This window comes from Prodigiosinella confusarubida (genome assembly GCF_002847015.1).
GTDB lineage: Bacteria > Pseudomonadota > Gammaproteobacteria > Enterobacterales > Enterobacteriaceae > Prodigiosinella > Prodigiosinella aquatilis.
Window position 1 is genome coordinate 284,298 of the sequence record NZ_CP025085.1, and the last position, 16,343, is coordinate 300,640.

Annotated in this window: 12 protein-coding genes; 7 read left to right on the top strand and 5 right to left on the bottom strand. The window is 48.7% G+C overall.

The genetic code is table 11. The annotated features are described in order from the left end of the window. Positions 1-14: 14 nt before the first annotated feature. The 3 genes from xylH to xylF form a co-directional block, all read right to left on the bottom strand. Positions 15-1,199: a xylose ABC transporter permease XylH gene (gene xylH / locus CWC46_RS01330; RefSeq protein WP_021013964.1), complete on the bottom strand. Its 1,185-nt coding sequence runs from the start codon at positions 1,197-1,199 to the stop codon at positions 15-17. After that, complete coding sequence (locus tag CWC46_RS01335) at positions 1,177-2,718, bottom strand: xylose ABC transporter ATP-binding protein (protein WP_021013963.1); 1,542 nt, start codon at positions 2,716-2,718, stop codon at positions 1,177-1,179. Before CWC46_RS01335 ends, xylH begins: the two co-directional genes overlap by 23 nt. 207 nt (positions 2,719-2,925) lie before the next feature. Beyond that, positions 2,926-3,924, bottom strand: a complete 999-nt coding sequence (gene xylF, locus CWC46_RS01340) for a D-xylose ABC transporter substrate-binding protein (protein WP_021013962.1) — start codon at positions 3,922-3,924, stop codon at positions 2,926-2,928. A 476-nt stretch (positions 3,925-4,400) separates the two neighbouring features. On the opposite strand from xylF, the gene xylA reads away from it, so the two are divergent. The 4 genes from xylA to CWC46_RS01365 all read left to right on the top strand — a co-directional run bounded on the left by xylA (position 4,401) and on the right by CWC46_RS01365 (position 9,181). Continuing rightward, entirely contained in the window at positions 4,401-5,720 is a 1,320-nt protein-coding gene (xylA, locus tag CWC46_RS01345; RefSeq protein WP_021013961.1) for a xylose isomerase, read from the top strand. Positions 5,721-6,015: 295 nt separating this feature from the next. Next, the gene (xylB, locus tag CWC46_RS01355) at positions 6,016-7,473 is read left to right on the top strand and encodes a xylulokinase (protein ID WP_021013960.1); all 1,458 of its coding nucleotides are present in this window, start codon (positions 6,016-6,018) and stop codon (positions 7,471-7,473) included. 222 nt (positions 7,474-7,695) lie between these two features. Beyond that, a complete protein-coding gene (locus CWC46_RS01360; protein WP_021013959.1) occupies positions 7,696-8,247 on the top strand; it encodes an isochorismatase family protein in 552 nt (183 codons plus the stop codon). Positions 8,248-8,254: 7 nt separating this feature from the next. Then, the gene (locus tag CWC46_RS01365; RefSeq protein ID WP_021013958.1) at positions 8,255-9,181 is read left to right on the top strand and encodes a GlxA family transcriptional regulator; all 927 of its coding nucleotides are present in this window, start codon (positions 8,255-8,257) and stop codon (positions 9,179-9,181) included. Between the two features lie 2 nt (positions 9,182-9,183). On the opposite strand, the gene CWC46_RS01370 is transcribed toward CWC46_RS01365, so the two are convergent. Further along, positions 9,184-10,176, bottom strand: coding sequence for an acyltransferase (locus CWC46_RS01370; protein ID WP_021013957.1), 993 nt, complete (start codon positions 10,174-10,176; stop codon positions 9,184-9,186). A gap of 179 nt (positions 10,177-10,355) precedes the next feature. Beyond that, complete coding sequence (gene exaC / locus CWC46_RS01375) at positions 10,356-11,894, bottom strand: acetaldehyde dehydrogenase ExaC (protein WP_021013956.1); 1,539 nt, start codon at positions 11,892-11,894, stop codon at positions 10,356-10,358. Positions 11,895-12,252: 358 nt separating this feature from the next. On the opposite strand from exaC, the gene fdhD reads away from it, so the two are divergent. From fdhD to CWC46_RS01395, 3 genes are all read left to right on the top strand, one after another. After that, the gene (gene fdhD / locus CWC46_RS01380) at positions 12,253-13,044 is read left to right on the top strand and encodes a formate dehydrogenase accessory sulfurtransferase FdhD (RefSeq protein ID WP_021013955.1); all 792 of its coding nucleotides are present in this window, start codon (positions 12,253-12,255) and stop codon (positions 13,042-13,044) included. A gap of 225 nt (positions 13,045-13,269) precedes the next feature. Next, the gene (gene sodA / locus CWC46_RS01385; protein ID WP_021013954.1) at positions 13,270-13,896 is read left to right on the top strand and encodes a superoxide dismutase [Mn]; all 627 of its coding nucleotides are present in this window, start codon (positions 13,270-13,272) and stop codon (positions 13,894-13,896) included. 295 nt (positions 13,897-14,191) lie between these two features. After that, on the top strand, positions 14,192-16,084 hold the full coding sequence (locus CWC46_RS01395; RefSeq protein WP_021013952.1) for a methyl-accepting chemotaxis protein: 1,893 nt from the start codon (positions 14,192-14,194) through the stop codon (positions 16,082-16,084). Positions 16,085-16,343: the final 259 nt, after the last annotated feature.

Genomic DNA, 16,343 nt, shown 5'->3' on the forward strand with positions numbered 1-16,343 from the left:
TTAATACCGTTAAATCAGACAATTCTCTTGGTAGCAGTATCCATCCACACAGCCAGTAATAAAATGCCACCCTTCACGATATACTGCCAGAATGTTGGGACATCCAGCATGCTCATGCCATTATCCAGTGATGCCATGATAAAGGCCCCCATCACCGCACCAGCAACACTACCCACTCCGCCAGCAAGACTGGTTCCACCAATCACACAGGCCGCGATAGCATCCAGCTCGGCAATATTCCCGGCTGACGGGGAACCGGCACCAAGACGAGAACTGAGTACTAACCCGGCGACCGCCACCATCAGGCCATTAATGGCAAATACGGCCATCTTGTTGCGTTCCACGTTGATCCCAGACAGACGAGCCGCATCCAGATTACCGCCAACTGCATAGATACGACGTCCGAAAGCGGTGCGGGTTGCCATAAAAATCCCGGCCAGCATGATCAAGGTTAATAGCAGAACCGGTGTCGGTACTCCCCGATAATCATTCAGGAGATAAACCGCGCCCAGTACAATCACGGCAGTGAATGCCTGACGAGTGACATCACCCGCAGCAGCGACAACCGGTAAACCAAGATGCATGCGGTGACGACGTTGACGCCATTGCCACAAAACAAACAGTATCAGCCCCAGAGCACCCAGTATAAAACCGATACCCGATGGCAGGTAACTTTGACCAATTTGAGACATTGCCGTACTGATAGGGGCAACGGTCGTACCATTGGTAATCCCAATCAGCGCCCCGCGAAACGCCAGCATCCCCGCCAGCGTGACAATAAAAGAGGGCACTTTGCGATAAGCGACCCACCAGCCGTTCCAGGCACCTAACAGCAACCCCAGCAACAGCGTCACGATAATAGTCAAAGGCAACGGCCAGCCAAACCAGACATCAAAGATAGCCGCCACTCCGCCCAATAACCCCATCATCGACCCCACCGACAAATCGATTTCTGCGGAGATAATCACGAATACCATACCCACCGCCAGAATGCCGGTAATTGACGTCTGGCGCAGAAGATTGGAAATATTGCGTGCGCTAAGGTAAGACCCCTCGGTCATAAACGTAAAAAAGAGCATGATCACAATGATAGCGGCGATCATGACGTAAACCTGCAGATTGATATGTTTTAGACGATGTAGTACCGATTCCGGTGCTACGATGGCGTTATGCCGATCAGACAACGACGTTTTCAGCATGATGCTCACTCCTTAATGCAGCTTCCATTACCTGTTCCTGAGTCAAATCATGATTAGGTAAATCAGCTTTGATACGCCCCTGGTGCATAACCAGAACCCGATCACTCAGGCCCAGCACTTCTGGCAGTTCGGAAGATATGACAATGACGGCGATCTGTTGCTTAACCAACTGATTGATAAGTTTATATATTTCGTATTTTGCACCGATATCGATTCCCCGCGTCGGTTCATCGAGAATCAGGATTTTTGGTTCTAACAATAAGCACTTCGCCAATACTGCTTTTTGCTGGTTCCCACCGCTAAGACGGGCAATGGCGAGTTCCGGTGATACCGTTTTGACCTTCAGGTTAGCGATTGACTCCCGTAACGTGTTTTGTTCCTGGGCATCATTCAGTATCGAAAAAGGCCCCGTAAACTGATCAAGCGCCGCCAACGTAATATTCTGCGCTACGCTCATCACCGGAATAATGCCATCTTTTTTACGGTCTTCTGGCACCATGGCGATACCCAGCGCCATTGCTTGACGGCAATGACTGATAGTGACACGTTTCCCCTGAAGATAGATTTCACCCTGCCAATGGCCGGGATAAGAACCGAATAGACACTGGACGGTTTCCGTTCGACCAGAACCCACCAACCCGGCTATCCCCAGAACTTCGCCACGATGCAGGGCAAAAGAGACATCATCAACCCGACGAATATGTCGGTTAACCTGATGCCAGGCAGTTAGATGTTCGACGCGCAGAATTTCCTCGCCAATAGTGTGCGGCTCATTCGGATACAGCTCCGTCAGTTCCCGCCCCACCATCATGGCAATGATTTGATCTTCACTTAGTTCCGCTGCCGGACGAGTACCAATATGTTTGCCATCCCGGATGACACAAATCACATCGGAGATAGCCTTCACTTCATTCAGCTTGTGGGAGATATAAATGCAGGCAATACCGTGGTGACGCAAATCCTGCACAATATCCAGTAAAATAGCGGTTTCCCGCTCAGTCAGAGATGCCGTCGGTTCATCCAGAACCAACAATCGCACCTGCTTATTCAGCGCTTTGGCAATTTCCACCAGTTGCTGCTGGCCTAAGCCCAGTTCTCCAACTTTGGTATGAGGATCGACATCCAGCTTTACCTGTTCCAGCATTTTCTGGCAGCGTAAATACATGTTGTCGTAGTCCATGACGCCATAACGTGACCATTCATTACCCAGGAAAATATTTTCCAGTACGGACATTCCCTTCACCAGCGCCAGCTCCTGATGAATAATGGCAATTCCCTTCTGCTCAGTGTCACGAATATGACTTGCTCGCAGCTCATCACCGGCAAACGTAATACTGCCTTCATAACTGCCATACGGATAAACCGCGCACAGCACTTTCATCAGTGTGGATTTGCCGGAACCGTTTTCACCGCACAGTGACAGTACCTGCCCCGCATCCAATTGCAGGCTGACATTGTCCACCGCCTTCACCACACCGAATGACTTGGTGATATTTTTCATTTCCAACAAACACGGCATAGCAACCTCCATAAAACCAGGTAGGTGCCAAATCTAATGAGAATAGCCCGATCGTTGATAGGACTACGCTACTCCCCTGACTCAGGAAAAACCGGTCAATAACCATCTACTATCAATCAGTTAACGTGTTGATGGCTCGGGGATGAGAGCACTTCAATGAACCCCATCCCCAAACTCACCCTGCGTATCACGCTTAAGTGATTCGCATCAGTTATAGACATCCGATTTTTTTTGGAAGCCATCAGCAATGACGGTGCTGTCAATATTCGATTTATCGACAGGAATAGGTGTCAGCAGGAAGGAAGGGATATCTTTCAGGCCATTGTTGAGTGTGGCATTAGACTTCGGCGTTTTCCCTTGTCCCAGTTCCACGGCAATATCAGCGGCATCTTGTGCCAACTTGCTGATAGGCTTGTAGACCGTCATGGTCTGCGTACCGGCTACAATGCGTTTTATGGCCGCCAAGTCAGCATCCTGGCCCGATATAGCGACCTTGCCCGCCAATCCCTGGGCAGACAGTGCCTGAATCGCACCGCCAGCAGTCGCATCATTGGAGGCGACAACAGCGTCAATTTTATTGTTATTGGCCGTCAGGGCATTTTCCATAATTTTCAAGGCATTTTCCGGTAACCAGGCATCCACCCACTGGTCCCCGACAATATGAATTTTCCCACTATCAATCAGCGGTTTTAAGACTTTCATCTGCCCTTGCCGGAAAAGTTTGGCATTGTTATCAACCGGTGAGCCTCCCATCAGAAAATAATTACCCTGGGGTACTTTGCTTATCAGATATTTCGCTTGTAACTCACCGACCTTTTCATTATCAAAGGAAATATAAAAATCCACGTCGGCATTATTTATCATACGATCATAAGCCAGAACCTTAATACCTTCTCGTTTGGCTTCTGCAATCACATTACTTAATACCTTACCGTTATAAGGAATAATAACCAGGACATCGACGCCTCGATTGATCATATTTTCTATTTGATCCATCTGAGTCTCTTCATTACCGTTTGCCGATTGAACAAAAACCTTGGCCCCCTGTGCTTCCGCTTTTTGTACAAAGATGTCACGGTCTTTTTGCCAACGTTCGAGACGTAAATCATCAATCGCCATACCTATTTTTACTTCTTTGGCAAACCCGGGTTGAGCGATTATGGCAAGTGCGGCACAAACTGACAGTAAAAAGTGTTTAGCTTTCATCGTAGAGTACCTTTTTTATATATACCTTAAATAATTTGAGTAGCAGGAAATCAGCAACCAGGTGAACCACCAGAAGCTTACAGAAGTAAGTGACTGAGGTGAGTAAAGGCAGCTAAGACACCTGCAACGTGCAATATGACGGGTATAGATGCAGGACACAAAACTTCAATAACCAGCAGGATTGTTCACGTTAATCTGTTTTGCATCAATTACAGATTTTTATCCCTTAATTATGTTTTTTGGTTTAATTGTTATTTTTTGATAGCGGTCATGTTTTATTGTCGTTGCCGAGCCTGCTTATTCCAAACTTTGCGAAATGTATTCAGTGTTAATGACGTCCATTTTTGCGACACAGTGCACATTTAATAATTATCTCAATTTCAGTGTGAAATAACGTAATTGAGCAAATCACGGCAAGATCAGAATATGAATCATTGTCCCGAACTGTCATACGGGTGGTTTCTAAGGAGTTCACAATGCACGCTTATTTTGATCAAATTGAAAAAGTCCGTTTTGAGGGTACTAACAGTACCAATCCATTCGCTTTTCGTCATTACAATCCCGATCAGGAAATTCTTGGTAAGCGAATGGCCGACCATCTGCGTTTTGCCGTTTGCTACTGGCATACTTTCTGTTGGAATGGTTCCGACATGTTTGGTGTCGGCGCGTTCGAACGTCCGTGGCAACAGTCAGGTGACGCCCTGGCCCTGGCAAAACGTAAAGCCGATATCGCCTTTGAGTTTCTCAGCAAGCTGGGTGCCCCTTACTACTGTTTTCATGATGTGGATGTTTCACCGGAAGGCAACTCACTGAAAGAGTATCTGAACAATTTCGCTGAAATGGTGGATATTCTGGCAGCCAAGCAGCAGGAAAGTGGCGTGAAACTTCTATGGGGAACTGCAAACTGCTTTACCCATCCACGTTATGGGGCCGGGGCCGCGACCAATCCCGATCCCGAAGTGTTTGCCTGGGCCGCGACACAGGTGTTCACCGCCATGAACGCCACCAAAACGCTGGGTGGCGAGAACTATGTGTTATGGGGTGGCCGTGAAGGCTATGAGACACTGCTGAATACCGACCTGCGTCAGGAACGTGAACAGATTGGTCGCTTTATGCAGATGGTGGTGGAACACAAACATAAAATAGGTTTCCAGGGGACATTGCTTATTGAACCCAAGCCACAGGAGCCCACAAAACATCAGTACGACTATGACGTCGCCACAGTCTATGGTTTCCTGAAACAGTTTGGACTGGAAAAAGAGATTAAGGTTAACGTCGAGGCGAATCATGCGACATTGGCCGGACACACTTTCCACCATGAAATTGCAACGGCCATTGCACTGGGTATTTTCGGTTCTGTCGATGCCAATCGCGGTGACCCGCAATCAGGTTGGGATACCGATCAATTCCCCAATAGTGTCGAAGAGAATGCCTTGGTAATGCATGAAATCCTCAAAGCCGGAGGGTTTACTACCGGGGGGCTTAACTTCGATGCCAAAGTCCGCCGTCAAAGCACTGACAAATATGACCTGTTCTACGGCCACATTGGTGCGATGGATACAATGGCGCTATCGTTGAAGGTTGCCGCTCGCATGATCGAGGATAACCAGCTTAATCAATTGGTTGCCAAACGCTATGCTGGCTGGAACAGTGAGTTGGGGCAACAAATCCTACAAGGTAAAGCATCTCTGGAAATGCTCTCGAAATACGCAGAAAGTCATCAGTTGGCGCCACATCACCAGAGTGGACGTCAGGAACGCCTGGAAAATCTGGTTAATCAGTATCTGTTTGATTAACGCGCTGACTTAACGCTTATATACCCTGAATAATTGGAGTTGCAGGAAGGCGGCAACGCAGCGAATCCCCAGAAGCTTACTCAAGCCAGCCTCTGAGGTGGCAGCGGCCCCAAAGGAACGAGGCCCAGGGATGGGCCGAGTAACCGAAAGAAGCACACGCACCGACAACGCTAAAGATGACGGGTATATATCAGTCAGCAATGAATAAGTAATAAAGGGAATGAACACCATCCCGTTCCCAATGTGAAAGAAAACGGTCTGACCAGGATAGGACAACAACACAGCGAGGCACCGCATGTATATCGGTATTGATCTCGGAACATCAGGCGTTAAAGCCATTTTATTGAGTGAAACCGGCGAGGTTATCGCCAGTCACCATGCCACATTGACCGTTTCCCGCCCGCATCCGTTGTGGTCAGAACAGGAACCAGAGCACTGGTGGCAGGCCACTGATGAAGCGATGCGAGCACTGGCAGCACAGCATGATTTACACACAGTAAAGGCCTTGGGGCTCTCTGGACAGATGCACGGCGCCACCTTGCTGGACAAGCAGCAACGCGTGTTGCGACCTGCCATTTTGTGGAACGACGGACGTAGTGCCGCACAATGCCTGGAACTGGAGCAGTTGGTGCCCCGTTCCCGGCTCATCACCGGTAACCTGATGATGCCGGGCTTTACCGCACCAAAACTGAAGTGGGTACAGGAGTATGAGGCCGATATATTCAATAAAATTGACAAAGTGCTACTCCCAAAAGATTACTTACGCTGGCGGATGACCGGCGACTTCGCCAGTGATATGTCCGATGCCGCGGGTACATTGTGGCTGGATGTCGCCAAACGGGACTGGAGTGATGCGCTACTGCAAGCCTGTTCTCTTACCCGAGACCAGATGCCCACGCTGTATGAAGGCAATCAAATCACGGGTCATTTGCTATCCGATGTCGCAGCACGTTGGGGAATGAAACCCGTTCCGGTCGTCGCTGGCGGAGGAGACAACGCGGCAGGCGCTATCGGTGTGGGATTATACCAACCCGGTCAAGCCATGTTATCACTGGGAACTTCAGGGGTTTATTTTGCCGTCAGTGACGGTTTTCTCAGCAATCCCCAGCGTGCAGTACACAGTTTCTGCCATGCGCTACCTGATACCTGGCACCTGATGTCTGTGATGCTCAGTGCGGCTTCCTGCCTTGACTGGGCCGCCCGGTTGACCCGTGCTGACAGCGTAGCGGCACTACTGGCAGAAGCGGAGCAACACGTGAATGAAAAGGCGACGCCGGTTTGGTTCCTGCCTTATCTATCCGGTGAGCGCACACCCCATAATAATCCTCAGGCAAAGGGGGCATTTTGGGGACTGACACATTCGCATGGCCCGGCAGAATTGGCTCGCGCCGTATTGGAAGGGGTTGGATTCGCGCTGGCGGACGGTATGGATGCCCTGCACATGACGGGCTTACAACCTGAACGAATCACGCTGATTGGTGGTGGTGCCCGCAGCGCGTACTGGCGACAAATGCTGGCAGACATCAGCGGGAAAACGCTGGAATACCGTACTGGTGGTGATGTTGGCCCCGCACTGGGAGCAGCCCGTCTGGCACAAATCGCACTCAACCCACAAATACCGCTGGAACAATTATTACCACAACTCCCGCTGGAACAAACCCATTATCCCGATCCGCAGCGCCATGCCAGCTATGCGCAACAGCGGGAAACGTTCCAGAAACTTTATCAGCAACTCAGTCCGCTGATGGTGTAATTCACCAGGCTTGTATTGTAGCGGCTCGCGCCGCTACATAATTAGTCGTTGTGAATGCAACACATTAGCCACTGTAAATGAAAAAGAAGAACATTTCTGGCAACGTCGTTAAAGCGGGGATCAAGTCGTCCTGATTCAGCCTGGTTATGTCCTGATTTGGCCTTCTTTCCTCTCGATGATTACCGCATTATGGCTGTCACCAACACGATAAGGAGACAGACCATGTCACGCAGTGCGCTATTAATTATTGATGTACAAGAATCTTTTCTTCACCGCCCCTTCTGGCAAGAACAGGATGTACCGGCCTTTCAGAGCGAAATACGGCGACTGATCGATGGCTGTAAACGGCTGGGTGTCTCTCTGGTTGACGTTTTTCATGTTTCCGATACAGGACCGTTTTCTCTGGAATCCGGCTATGTTACCCGGTTGCCATTTTTGACCCATCAACCCGATATCCAGGTGCATAAACACGTGCACAATGCCCTGACTGAATCAGGATTGAATGAATGGTTACAGCAACAAAATATAGATCATCTGATTATTTCAGGCTTACGCACCGAACAATGCTGCGAAACCACCGCGCGGGTTGCGTCTGATTTGGGCTATCAGGTAACGTTTGTCACTGAGGCCACCATGACATTCCCGATGACTCACTGTGGGCAAACCCTTAGTGCCAGCCAACTGAAACACCGGACAGAAACTGTGCTTGTTGACCGTTTTGCCGCTATCTGTACCGTGGATGAGTGCCTGGAAAAACTTAATCACGCGGAGTAATAACATCATGACACGACAAGTCTATTTTCTGCTGTTGCCCGGCGTATTAACCCTGGATGTCACAGGTCCGGCAGAAACCCTGCGACTTGCGGGTCGGTTTGATTTGCATTACATCAGCCCGGAAACCGATATCATCAGCTCAATCGGACTGACGCTGAGCCATTTACAACCCTTACCCCCGACGTTACCACCAGAAAGTATCCTGGTGGTTCCCGGTGTATATGATTCCAGCCGTTATTTCTCGACACCACAGGCCGACGTGGCACGACAGTGGCTGATGCAGCTAAAACCCATGTTGCAGGATCAGACGATAACGCTGGTTTGCATCTGTTCTGGTGCGTTGCTGGCGGCACAAGCTACGCTGCTGGATGGATATCAATGCACCACACACCACGATGTGATTGAAGCTTTATCCCGACAAGCACCGCGGGCGTTGATTAAAGCAAACCGGATTTTTGTCGAAGACCGGGGCGTCTACACCAGTGCCGGTATCACCACCGGGATCGATCTTTCGCTGCATTTGATTAGCCGTTTTCTGGATCCGCAGCAATCGCTCCGCGTTGCCCGCGAGATGGTGATCTATTTCCGACGTTCTGGTAACGATGAACAACTTTCGCCCTGGTTACAGCATCGTAATCACCTTCATCCGGTTATCCACCGAGCACAGGATATATTATCCGCAGAACCTGAAGCAGCGTTGTCACTCACGCAGCTTGCCGACAAAGTCCACGTTAGCAGCCGCCACCTGACCCGGCTTTTCCGCGCGCATTTAGGTATCAGCGTACGTGAATATCATGAGCAGCTACGAGTGGCTGTGGCACAGCAGCGGTTACAGCAGGGACTAAAACTGGAAAAAGCCGCTTTGATGGCCGGTTTTTCATCCGGACGTCAACTACGCCGGGCGCAGCTGCGTATTTTGCAGCAGGAGCCGTGACATCAGCAAATCAGACGACGCTTATCTACTCGCTGTAACAGCATCGAAAACAGTAGACTCACCATTAAGGCGACAGCAAATACATAAACAATATCCAGCACCGGATAATCGGTCAGTTCCAGATCGTGTGTGCGCAAAAAATGAATGACCAGTGCATGAACGCCATAGATCGCCAACGAATGGCGTGAAATCAACGCCAGTCCTGACGAAACATGTACATTCAGATAGTTTTTGAAAACAAGTAACAGACTGGTCGCTGCAATAAACACCAACGGACTACAGTAGGTATAGAAAGTCTGGGCAAAATCACCGTTAACTTCTGTTTGCTGCCGGGTTCCCACGGCGATCAACACCACACACAGTACAAACACCCCAACCGCGGCTCTCGCGACGTTCCGTGGTATATCCACCATCCCTAATGCCCTTCCTGTTATGGCATATAACAGATAGTAAAAAGTGTCACCAGACACATAGAGATTCACCGGAAACCATTTGCGTCCATCGACCAGCCAGTCACCAGCGTTTGGATTCGCGATTACCGCCAGCACTACAATCACCGCCATCAAATAGCTGACTGATGTCAACCGCACACAAATCAAGGGCGACAGCAGGTAAATCACGACGATGGCATAGAAAAACCACAAGTGATAAAACACCGGTTTCTGTAGTATATGGTTGATTGCATGGAGTGGATTCATCGGAGTTAATGTTGACATGTAGAGCAGCGCAACGACGCTGTAAAACAGAATGCATAAGCCAATACGCAGAAAATGTTTCCCTCGCGCCTGACGTTCCCCAAAAAATAGATAGCCTGAAATCATAAAGAACAGCGGTACGCAAACCCGTGAAGCAGAATTCAGTATATTTGCCACTTCCCAATAATTGTCACCCGGCTCACCACCTGTCGTAACATACCAGGAGGTACTGTGGATAAGAACAACCATCATGCAGGCCACTGCCCGCAGATTATCAATCCACCTGATCTTATCTGTCATGCACAACTCCGCGACATGCTGTATTGACTCATCAATACAGAGATGACGCCAATGGGATCAGTGCAGCTTATCGGTTGCATTGCATAACCTCAACGTCGCAACATCAGATTCGAGCTGAGGTAGAGAGGGGAAGAGAAATATCAGGGCCACCGAAGTAGCCCTGAAAAGGAAAAACCGCGTTAGAACAGACCCATCGGCTGCTCGGAGTAACTTACCAGCAGACATTTGGTTTGCTGATAATGATCCAGCATCATCTTGTGGTTTTCACGCCCCATACCTGACTGCTTGTACCCTCCAAACGCCGCATGTGCCGGATAGGCATGATAGCAGTTGGTCCACACACGACCGGCCTGAATACCACGCCCCATACGATAAGCAATGTTGGCATTGCGGCTCCATACCCCAGCACCCAACCCATATACCGTATCATTAGCGATTTCCAGCGCATCATCCATGGTTTTGAAGGTAGTCACGGCCAGTACCGGACCAAATATTTCTTCCTGGAACACTCGCATGCTGTTGTCCCCAAAAAGAATGGTAGGTTCCAGATAGTAACCCTGCGTTAAATCGCCAGGCAGTGTCTTACGATTTCCCCCCGTCAACACTCGCGCGCCTTCTTTCTTGCCAATATCAATATAGTTAAGGATGGTATCCAACTGACCGGCAGAAACCTGCGCCCCCATCATGGTTTTGCTATCGAGCGGGTTGCCAACGCGGATAGCTTCCACTCGCTTGATGGCTCGCTCCATAAAGCGTTCATAAATAGATTCCTGCACCAGCGCACGGCTCGGACAGGTACAGACTTCCCCCTGATTAAAGGCAAACAGGGTAAACCCTTCAAGAACCTTGTCAAAGAAGCTGTCTTCTTTATCCATAACGTCAGCAAAGAAGATATTGGGAGACTTGCCCCCCAGTTCCAACGTTACCGGGATGACATTCTGCGCCGCGTAACCCATGATCTGCTGACCCACTTCTGTCGAGCCGGTAAACGCCACTTTAGCGATACGGGGCGATGTCGCCAGATACTCGCCAATCTCACTACCGGAACCGTTCACCACATTAAGCACACCTGGAGGTAACAGATCCTGAATCAGCTCCATCAGCATCAGCACGGAGAGTGGTGTCAGTTTGGCGGGTTTCAGCACGATACAGTTACCCGCGGCCAGCGCCGGAGCCATTTTCCAGCAGGCCATCAACAGTGGGAAGTTCCAGGGAATAATTTGCCCCACCACCCCCAGCGGCTCATGGAAGTGATAAGCCACCGTGTCTTTGTCGATTTCACTGATGGCACCTTCCTGTGCGCGAATACAGGCGGCAAAGTAGCGGAAATGGTCAATACCGAGCGGAACGTCTGCATTAGTGGTTTCACGAATCGGTTTACCATTATCCCAGGTTTCCGCACTCGCCAGCAGATCGATATTCTGCTCCATACGATCAGCAATGCGATTCAAGATCGTTGCCCGCTCTGCGGCCGACATGGCTCCCCATTCCGCCTTGGCTTTATGCGCAGCATCAAGCGCATAATCCACATCTTTATTACTGGAGCTGGCAACTTCACATAGTGGCTGACCGGTTATCGGAGTCAGATTAACGTAGTATTCTCCGCTAGCCGGTGGAACCCAGGCGCCACCAATAAAATTGTCATAGCGTTTTTTCAGAGTAAGAGCATATCCATATTCGCCGGACATAAGCCGGCTTCCTGACGTGTCATGTGCCATTTCTGTCTCCTTTGGGCTGCACTATTTTTTATTACGCATTTACGCGTTATGCGGCGATGCCGCAGTGAAAATAGAATGGGTACATCATTGGTAAAACAGAAATTACTGAATAAATTGTATGCAATGTTATGCGCTTGTGATAACGACAACACGATGAAAAAGATAACTCTTCGATTCAGCACACAATTTATCTTCACGCTGTTGCATGCTATTGCTGATCATGCGGATACGCTCACTGTTGTGGGATAAAAACTCGCATCCCCATGCAGGCAATGAAATAATGCCACGATGACGTCACGGTTATCAGAAATGGGTAGCACAGGTGAATAACGATAATTTTTCAGCTGAAAGTGGACAAATGGCACCTGCGGGAGCGTGTCAGCAAACAATATGGCATCAGGGCTCGCTAGAGCAGTCACAACAGGATTGGCTGGCAGAAGAAGTGCCGGTAGCACTGGTTTATAACGGCATCTCGCATGTTGTCATGATGGCGTCGCCAAAAGATCTGGAACTGTTTGCTATGGGATTTTCGTTATCTGAAGGCATCATCCAGTCGCCGCAGGATATCTATGGTATTGATGTTGTGCCGGTGTGTAACGGTATTGAAGTGCAAGTTGAACTGTCCAGTCGCCGGTTTGCCGGTTTAAAAGCACAAAGACGGGCAATGGATGGACGTACCGGTTGTGGTGTGTGTGGTGTGGAGCAACTGGCGGAAATCGGCAAACCGGTAGTACCACTCCCGTTTAGCCAGACATTCTCGTTACATCAATTGGATACGGCACTGGGACAGCTGAAGAGTGTACAACAAATAGGGCAGTTGACCGGTTGTACTCACGCCGCCGCCTGGGTTTCACCGGATGGAAACCTGCAAGGCGGCTGTGAAGACGTAGGTCGACACGTCGCGCTGGATAAATTGCTGGGAATGCGTGCCAGAAATCCCTGGCAACAAGGTGCCGTGCTGGTTTCCAGCCGCGCCAGTTATGAAATGGTACAAAAGTCAGCCATGTGCGGCGTTGAAATTCTGTTTGCCGTTTCTGCTGCAACCTCGCTGGCCGTTGAAGTTGCCAATCGTTGTAATCTCACACTGGTGGGCTTCAGTCGACCCGGACGTTCAACCATTTATACCCATCCGCGACGGTTGCGTGAATAGTTGTGCTTTCCCCCTGGCCTTAGACCAATTTGTTGCTAATTAGCACCATTACGGCATAAGAGCTTGTAATACAGGGATAAAAAAGGATAACTCACTAGCCAGAACTGCGAATAATCATTTTCAATATCATTTAATTAACTATAATGAACCTATTACTTACGCGGCGCTAACAAACACAGTGTCGCACCATAATAATTACGTCCGCAACAATTGGAGATGCTAAACATGAGTTATTCCCTGCCATCCCTGCCTTATGCTTATGACGCACTGGAACCTCATTTCGATAAGCAAACGATGGAAATCCATCACAGCAAACATCACCAGGCCTACGTCAATAATACTAATGCAGCGCTGGAGTCCTGCCCTGAATTTGCCAGCTTGTCTGTTGAAGAACTGATCACCAAACTGGACCAGGTGCCAGCTGAGAAGAAAACCGCACTGCGTAACAACGCAGGTGGACATGCCAACCACTGCCTGTTTTGGAAAGGTCTGAAACTTGGCACCACCCTGACGGGTGATCTGAAAGCCGCTATCGAGCGTGACTTCGGCAGTGTTGATGCTTTCAAAGAAAAATTTGAACAGGCTGCGGCTACCCGTTTTGGTTCTGGCTGGGCATGGCTGGTACTGAAAGCTGATGGTAAATTGGCCATTGCTTCTACCGCTAATCAGGATAGTCCGCTGATGGGTGAAGCCATTTCAGGTATCTCTGGCTACCCTATCCTGACACTGGATGTGTGGGAACACGCCTACTATCTGAAGTTCCAGAACCGCCGCCCAGACTACATCAAGTCATTCTGGAACGTGGTGAACTGGGACGAAGCAGCCAAACGCTTCGCTGAAGCCAGCAAATAATCCGGCTATCCTCCGCTAAGGGATTCACTGTTAAAAAGCCCAAAGTAACATTTTTTTACTTTGGGCTTTTTTCTATTTAAATAAAGCTGTGATTTAATCAGAGCACTGATATAAAGTTTTTTCTCAGTGCGCCGATAAGACTTTTGTGCCCTTTCCCAACTAGATTTCGTACAGACTGCATCTATTATGCGGATAATACGACATTTCATAAGACACATCCTGCTGGCGATTCCGGGTATTAAGGCATTTATACTTTACCTTAACGACCCAACTCATTACTTATGGACGAAAATAAATGACGATGAAATTTGAAAATATTAAAGTCGGCAAGAAGTTAGGATTCGGGTTCCTATTAATACTACTGTTAACTATCATCATTGCCAGTGTAAGTATAAAGTATATAGAAACGTTAAGAGATCGTTTCGAAAAAATTACCTTAAACAATCAAATTAATGAAGCGATTAACCAGGCTCGTTATTATCGGGCATTATATATGTCCAATTATAACCCTGATGATATTAAGAAAAATGCTGAAAGCATTGATCATATTGTCAATATTCTGGCGATTATCCAGACAAAATCCTGGAGTAAAGATTACGATGACAGACTTCAGAAAATTTCACAGTTAATTAATGAATATAAAGAGAAACAGAAAGTCTACCTTGCAGCAGTAGCCAAAAAGGATGATGTCAGAAAAAGCTGGAACATTTCTGGTACGACACAACCGCTCAACGAGCTGGAACAACAGATAAAAAGTGAAAATAACCCTGAGTTACTGCTACAACTGACCAGGCTGAATCAGAAACTCATCACTGTTCGTTATTATGTACGCGGACTGCTGCTTTCTCGCAACAGCGAAGCGGAAAAACCGTTAATTGCCGCACTGGTTGATGCCCAAAACAGTCTCAGTCAACTTTATCAGGCGTTAAACAAAGACCAACAAGCATTGATTGATCCTGTTGTTTCGACACTCAGTCACTACAAAACACAAATCCAGGCTTATCTCCCGGCGTATCAGGAAGAGTTAAATCAGGCCAAAAACATAGCGGACACCGCACAAGCGCTATCGGATATAGTCGTTAACATGGTTAATGAAGAGATACAGATCTCAGGGCGCGATATCAAAAATGCGGAGCTACAGATAGCCATTACTGCGCTGATTACATTGATTCTGGGTATCATCATTGCCTTATTTGTATCCCGCCAGATTACCCATCCGCTCAATCAAACCGTCACCATTGCCGAAGGTATTGCTACCGGTGACCTCACCATACCCATTACCACCACCCGTCGCGATGAGCTGGGTATGCTGTTTGGTTCAATGGCAAAAATGAAAGCCAATCTGCATACCATGATTGACGAAATTCGCCTGGGTGTCAGCCAAATCACTACTGCCGCCAGCGAGATTGTTGCTGGTAACAACGACTTGTCAGCACGGACTGAAGCACAGGCTGCCGCCGTAGAGCAAACTGCAGCGAGTATGGAACAACTGACAGCCACCGTGAAACAAAATGCGGATAATGCCCATCACGCCAACAAACTGGTAGTGGATGCCACTCAAACCGCCAAAGAGGGCGGTAAGCTGGTAGAAAATGTGGTGCACACGATGTCCGAAATTGAGGGCAGTTCCAAACGTATCGCGGAAATTACCTCCGTCATTAACGGTATCGCTTTCCAGACCAATATTCTGGCCTTGAACGCTGCGGTGGAAGCCGCCCGTGCCGGTGAGCAGGGACGAGGATTCGCGGTAGTCGCCAATGAAGTGCGTAATCTGGCGCAACGTAGTGCTCAGGCAGCCAAAGAGATTGAGGGTTTAATCGCCACTTCAGTCGAACAAGTCACACACGGTGCCAAATTGGTCAATAATACTGGCAAGACCATGACAGACATCGTCACTGCCGTTACGCACGTTCACGATATTATGAGTGAGATAACGGTGGCGTCTGACGAGCAGAGCCGCGGCATTGCACAAGTGAATCAGGCGATTGTGGATATGGACAGCACGACCCAACAAAACGCCGCCCTGGTTCAAGAGTCTTCCGCTGCCGCCAGCTCGTTGGAAGACCAGGCCATGATGTTGTCCAACGCGGTTTCCGTCTTCCGTTTGTCTTCTTCACAGGAACTGGAACCGATAACTCACGGTATTCCATTTACTCGTACAACACAGCAACTGCCATATAAAAAATAATGCGTTTGCCTTAATTCAGCGTAGCCTTCGGGCTACGCTGTTTTTCTGTCACCAAGTTATATACTAAATAATGAGCGCTACAGGAAGGCACAAGTGAAAGACCCCTACAATGATCTTACTGAGACAAGTAATTCGAGTAACTGAAGCAACTTAAAGCCTGACGAGTGCATCGCCGCCTTACAGCATATTATGCAGGTTTTTTACACATAATAAGTCGTGCTGATAAAATCACTTCGGTATATTCCTTCAAAAAAAACGC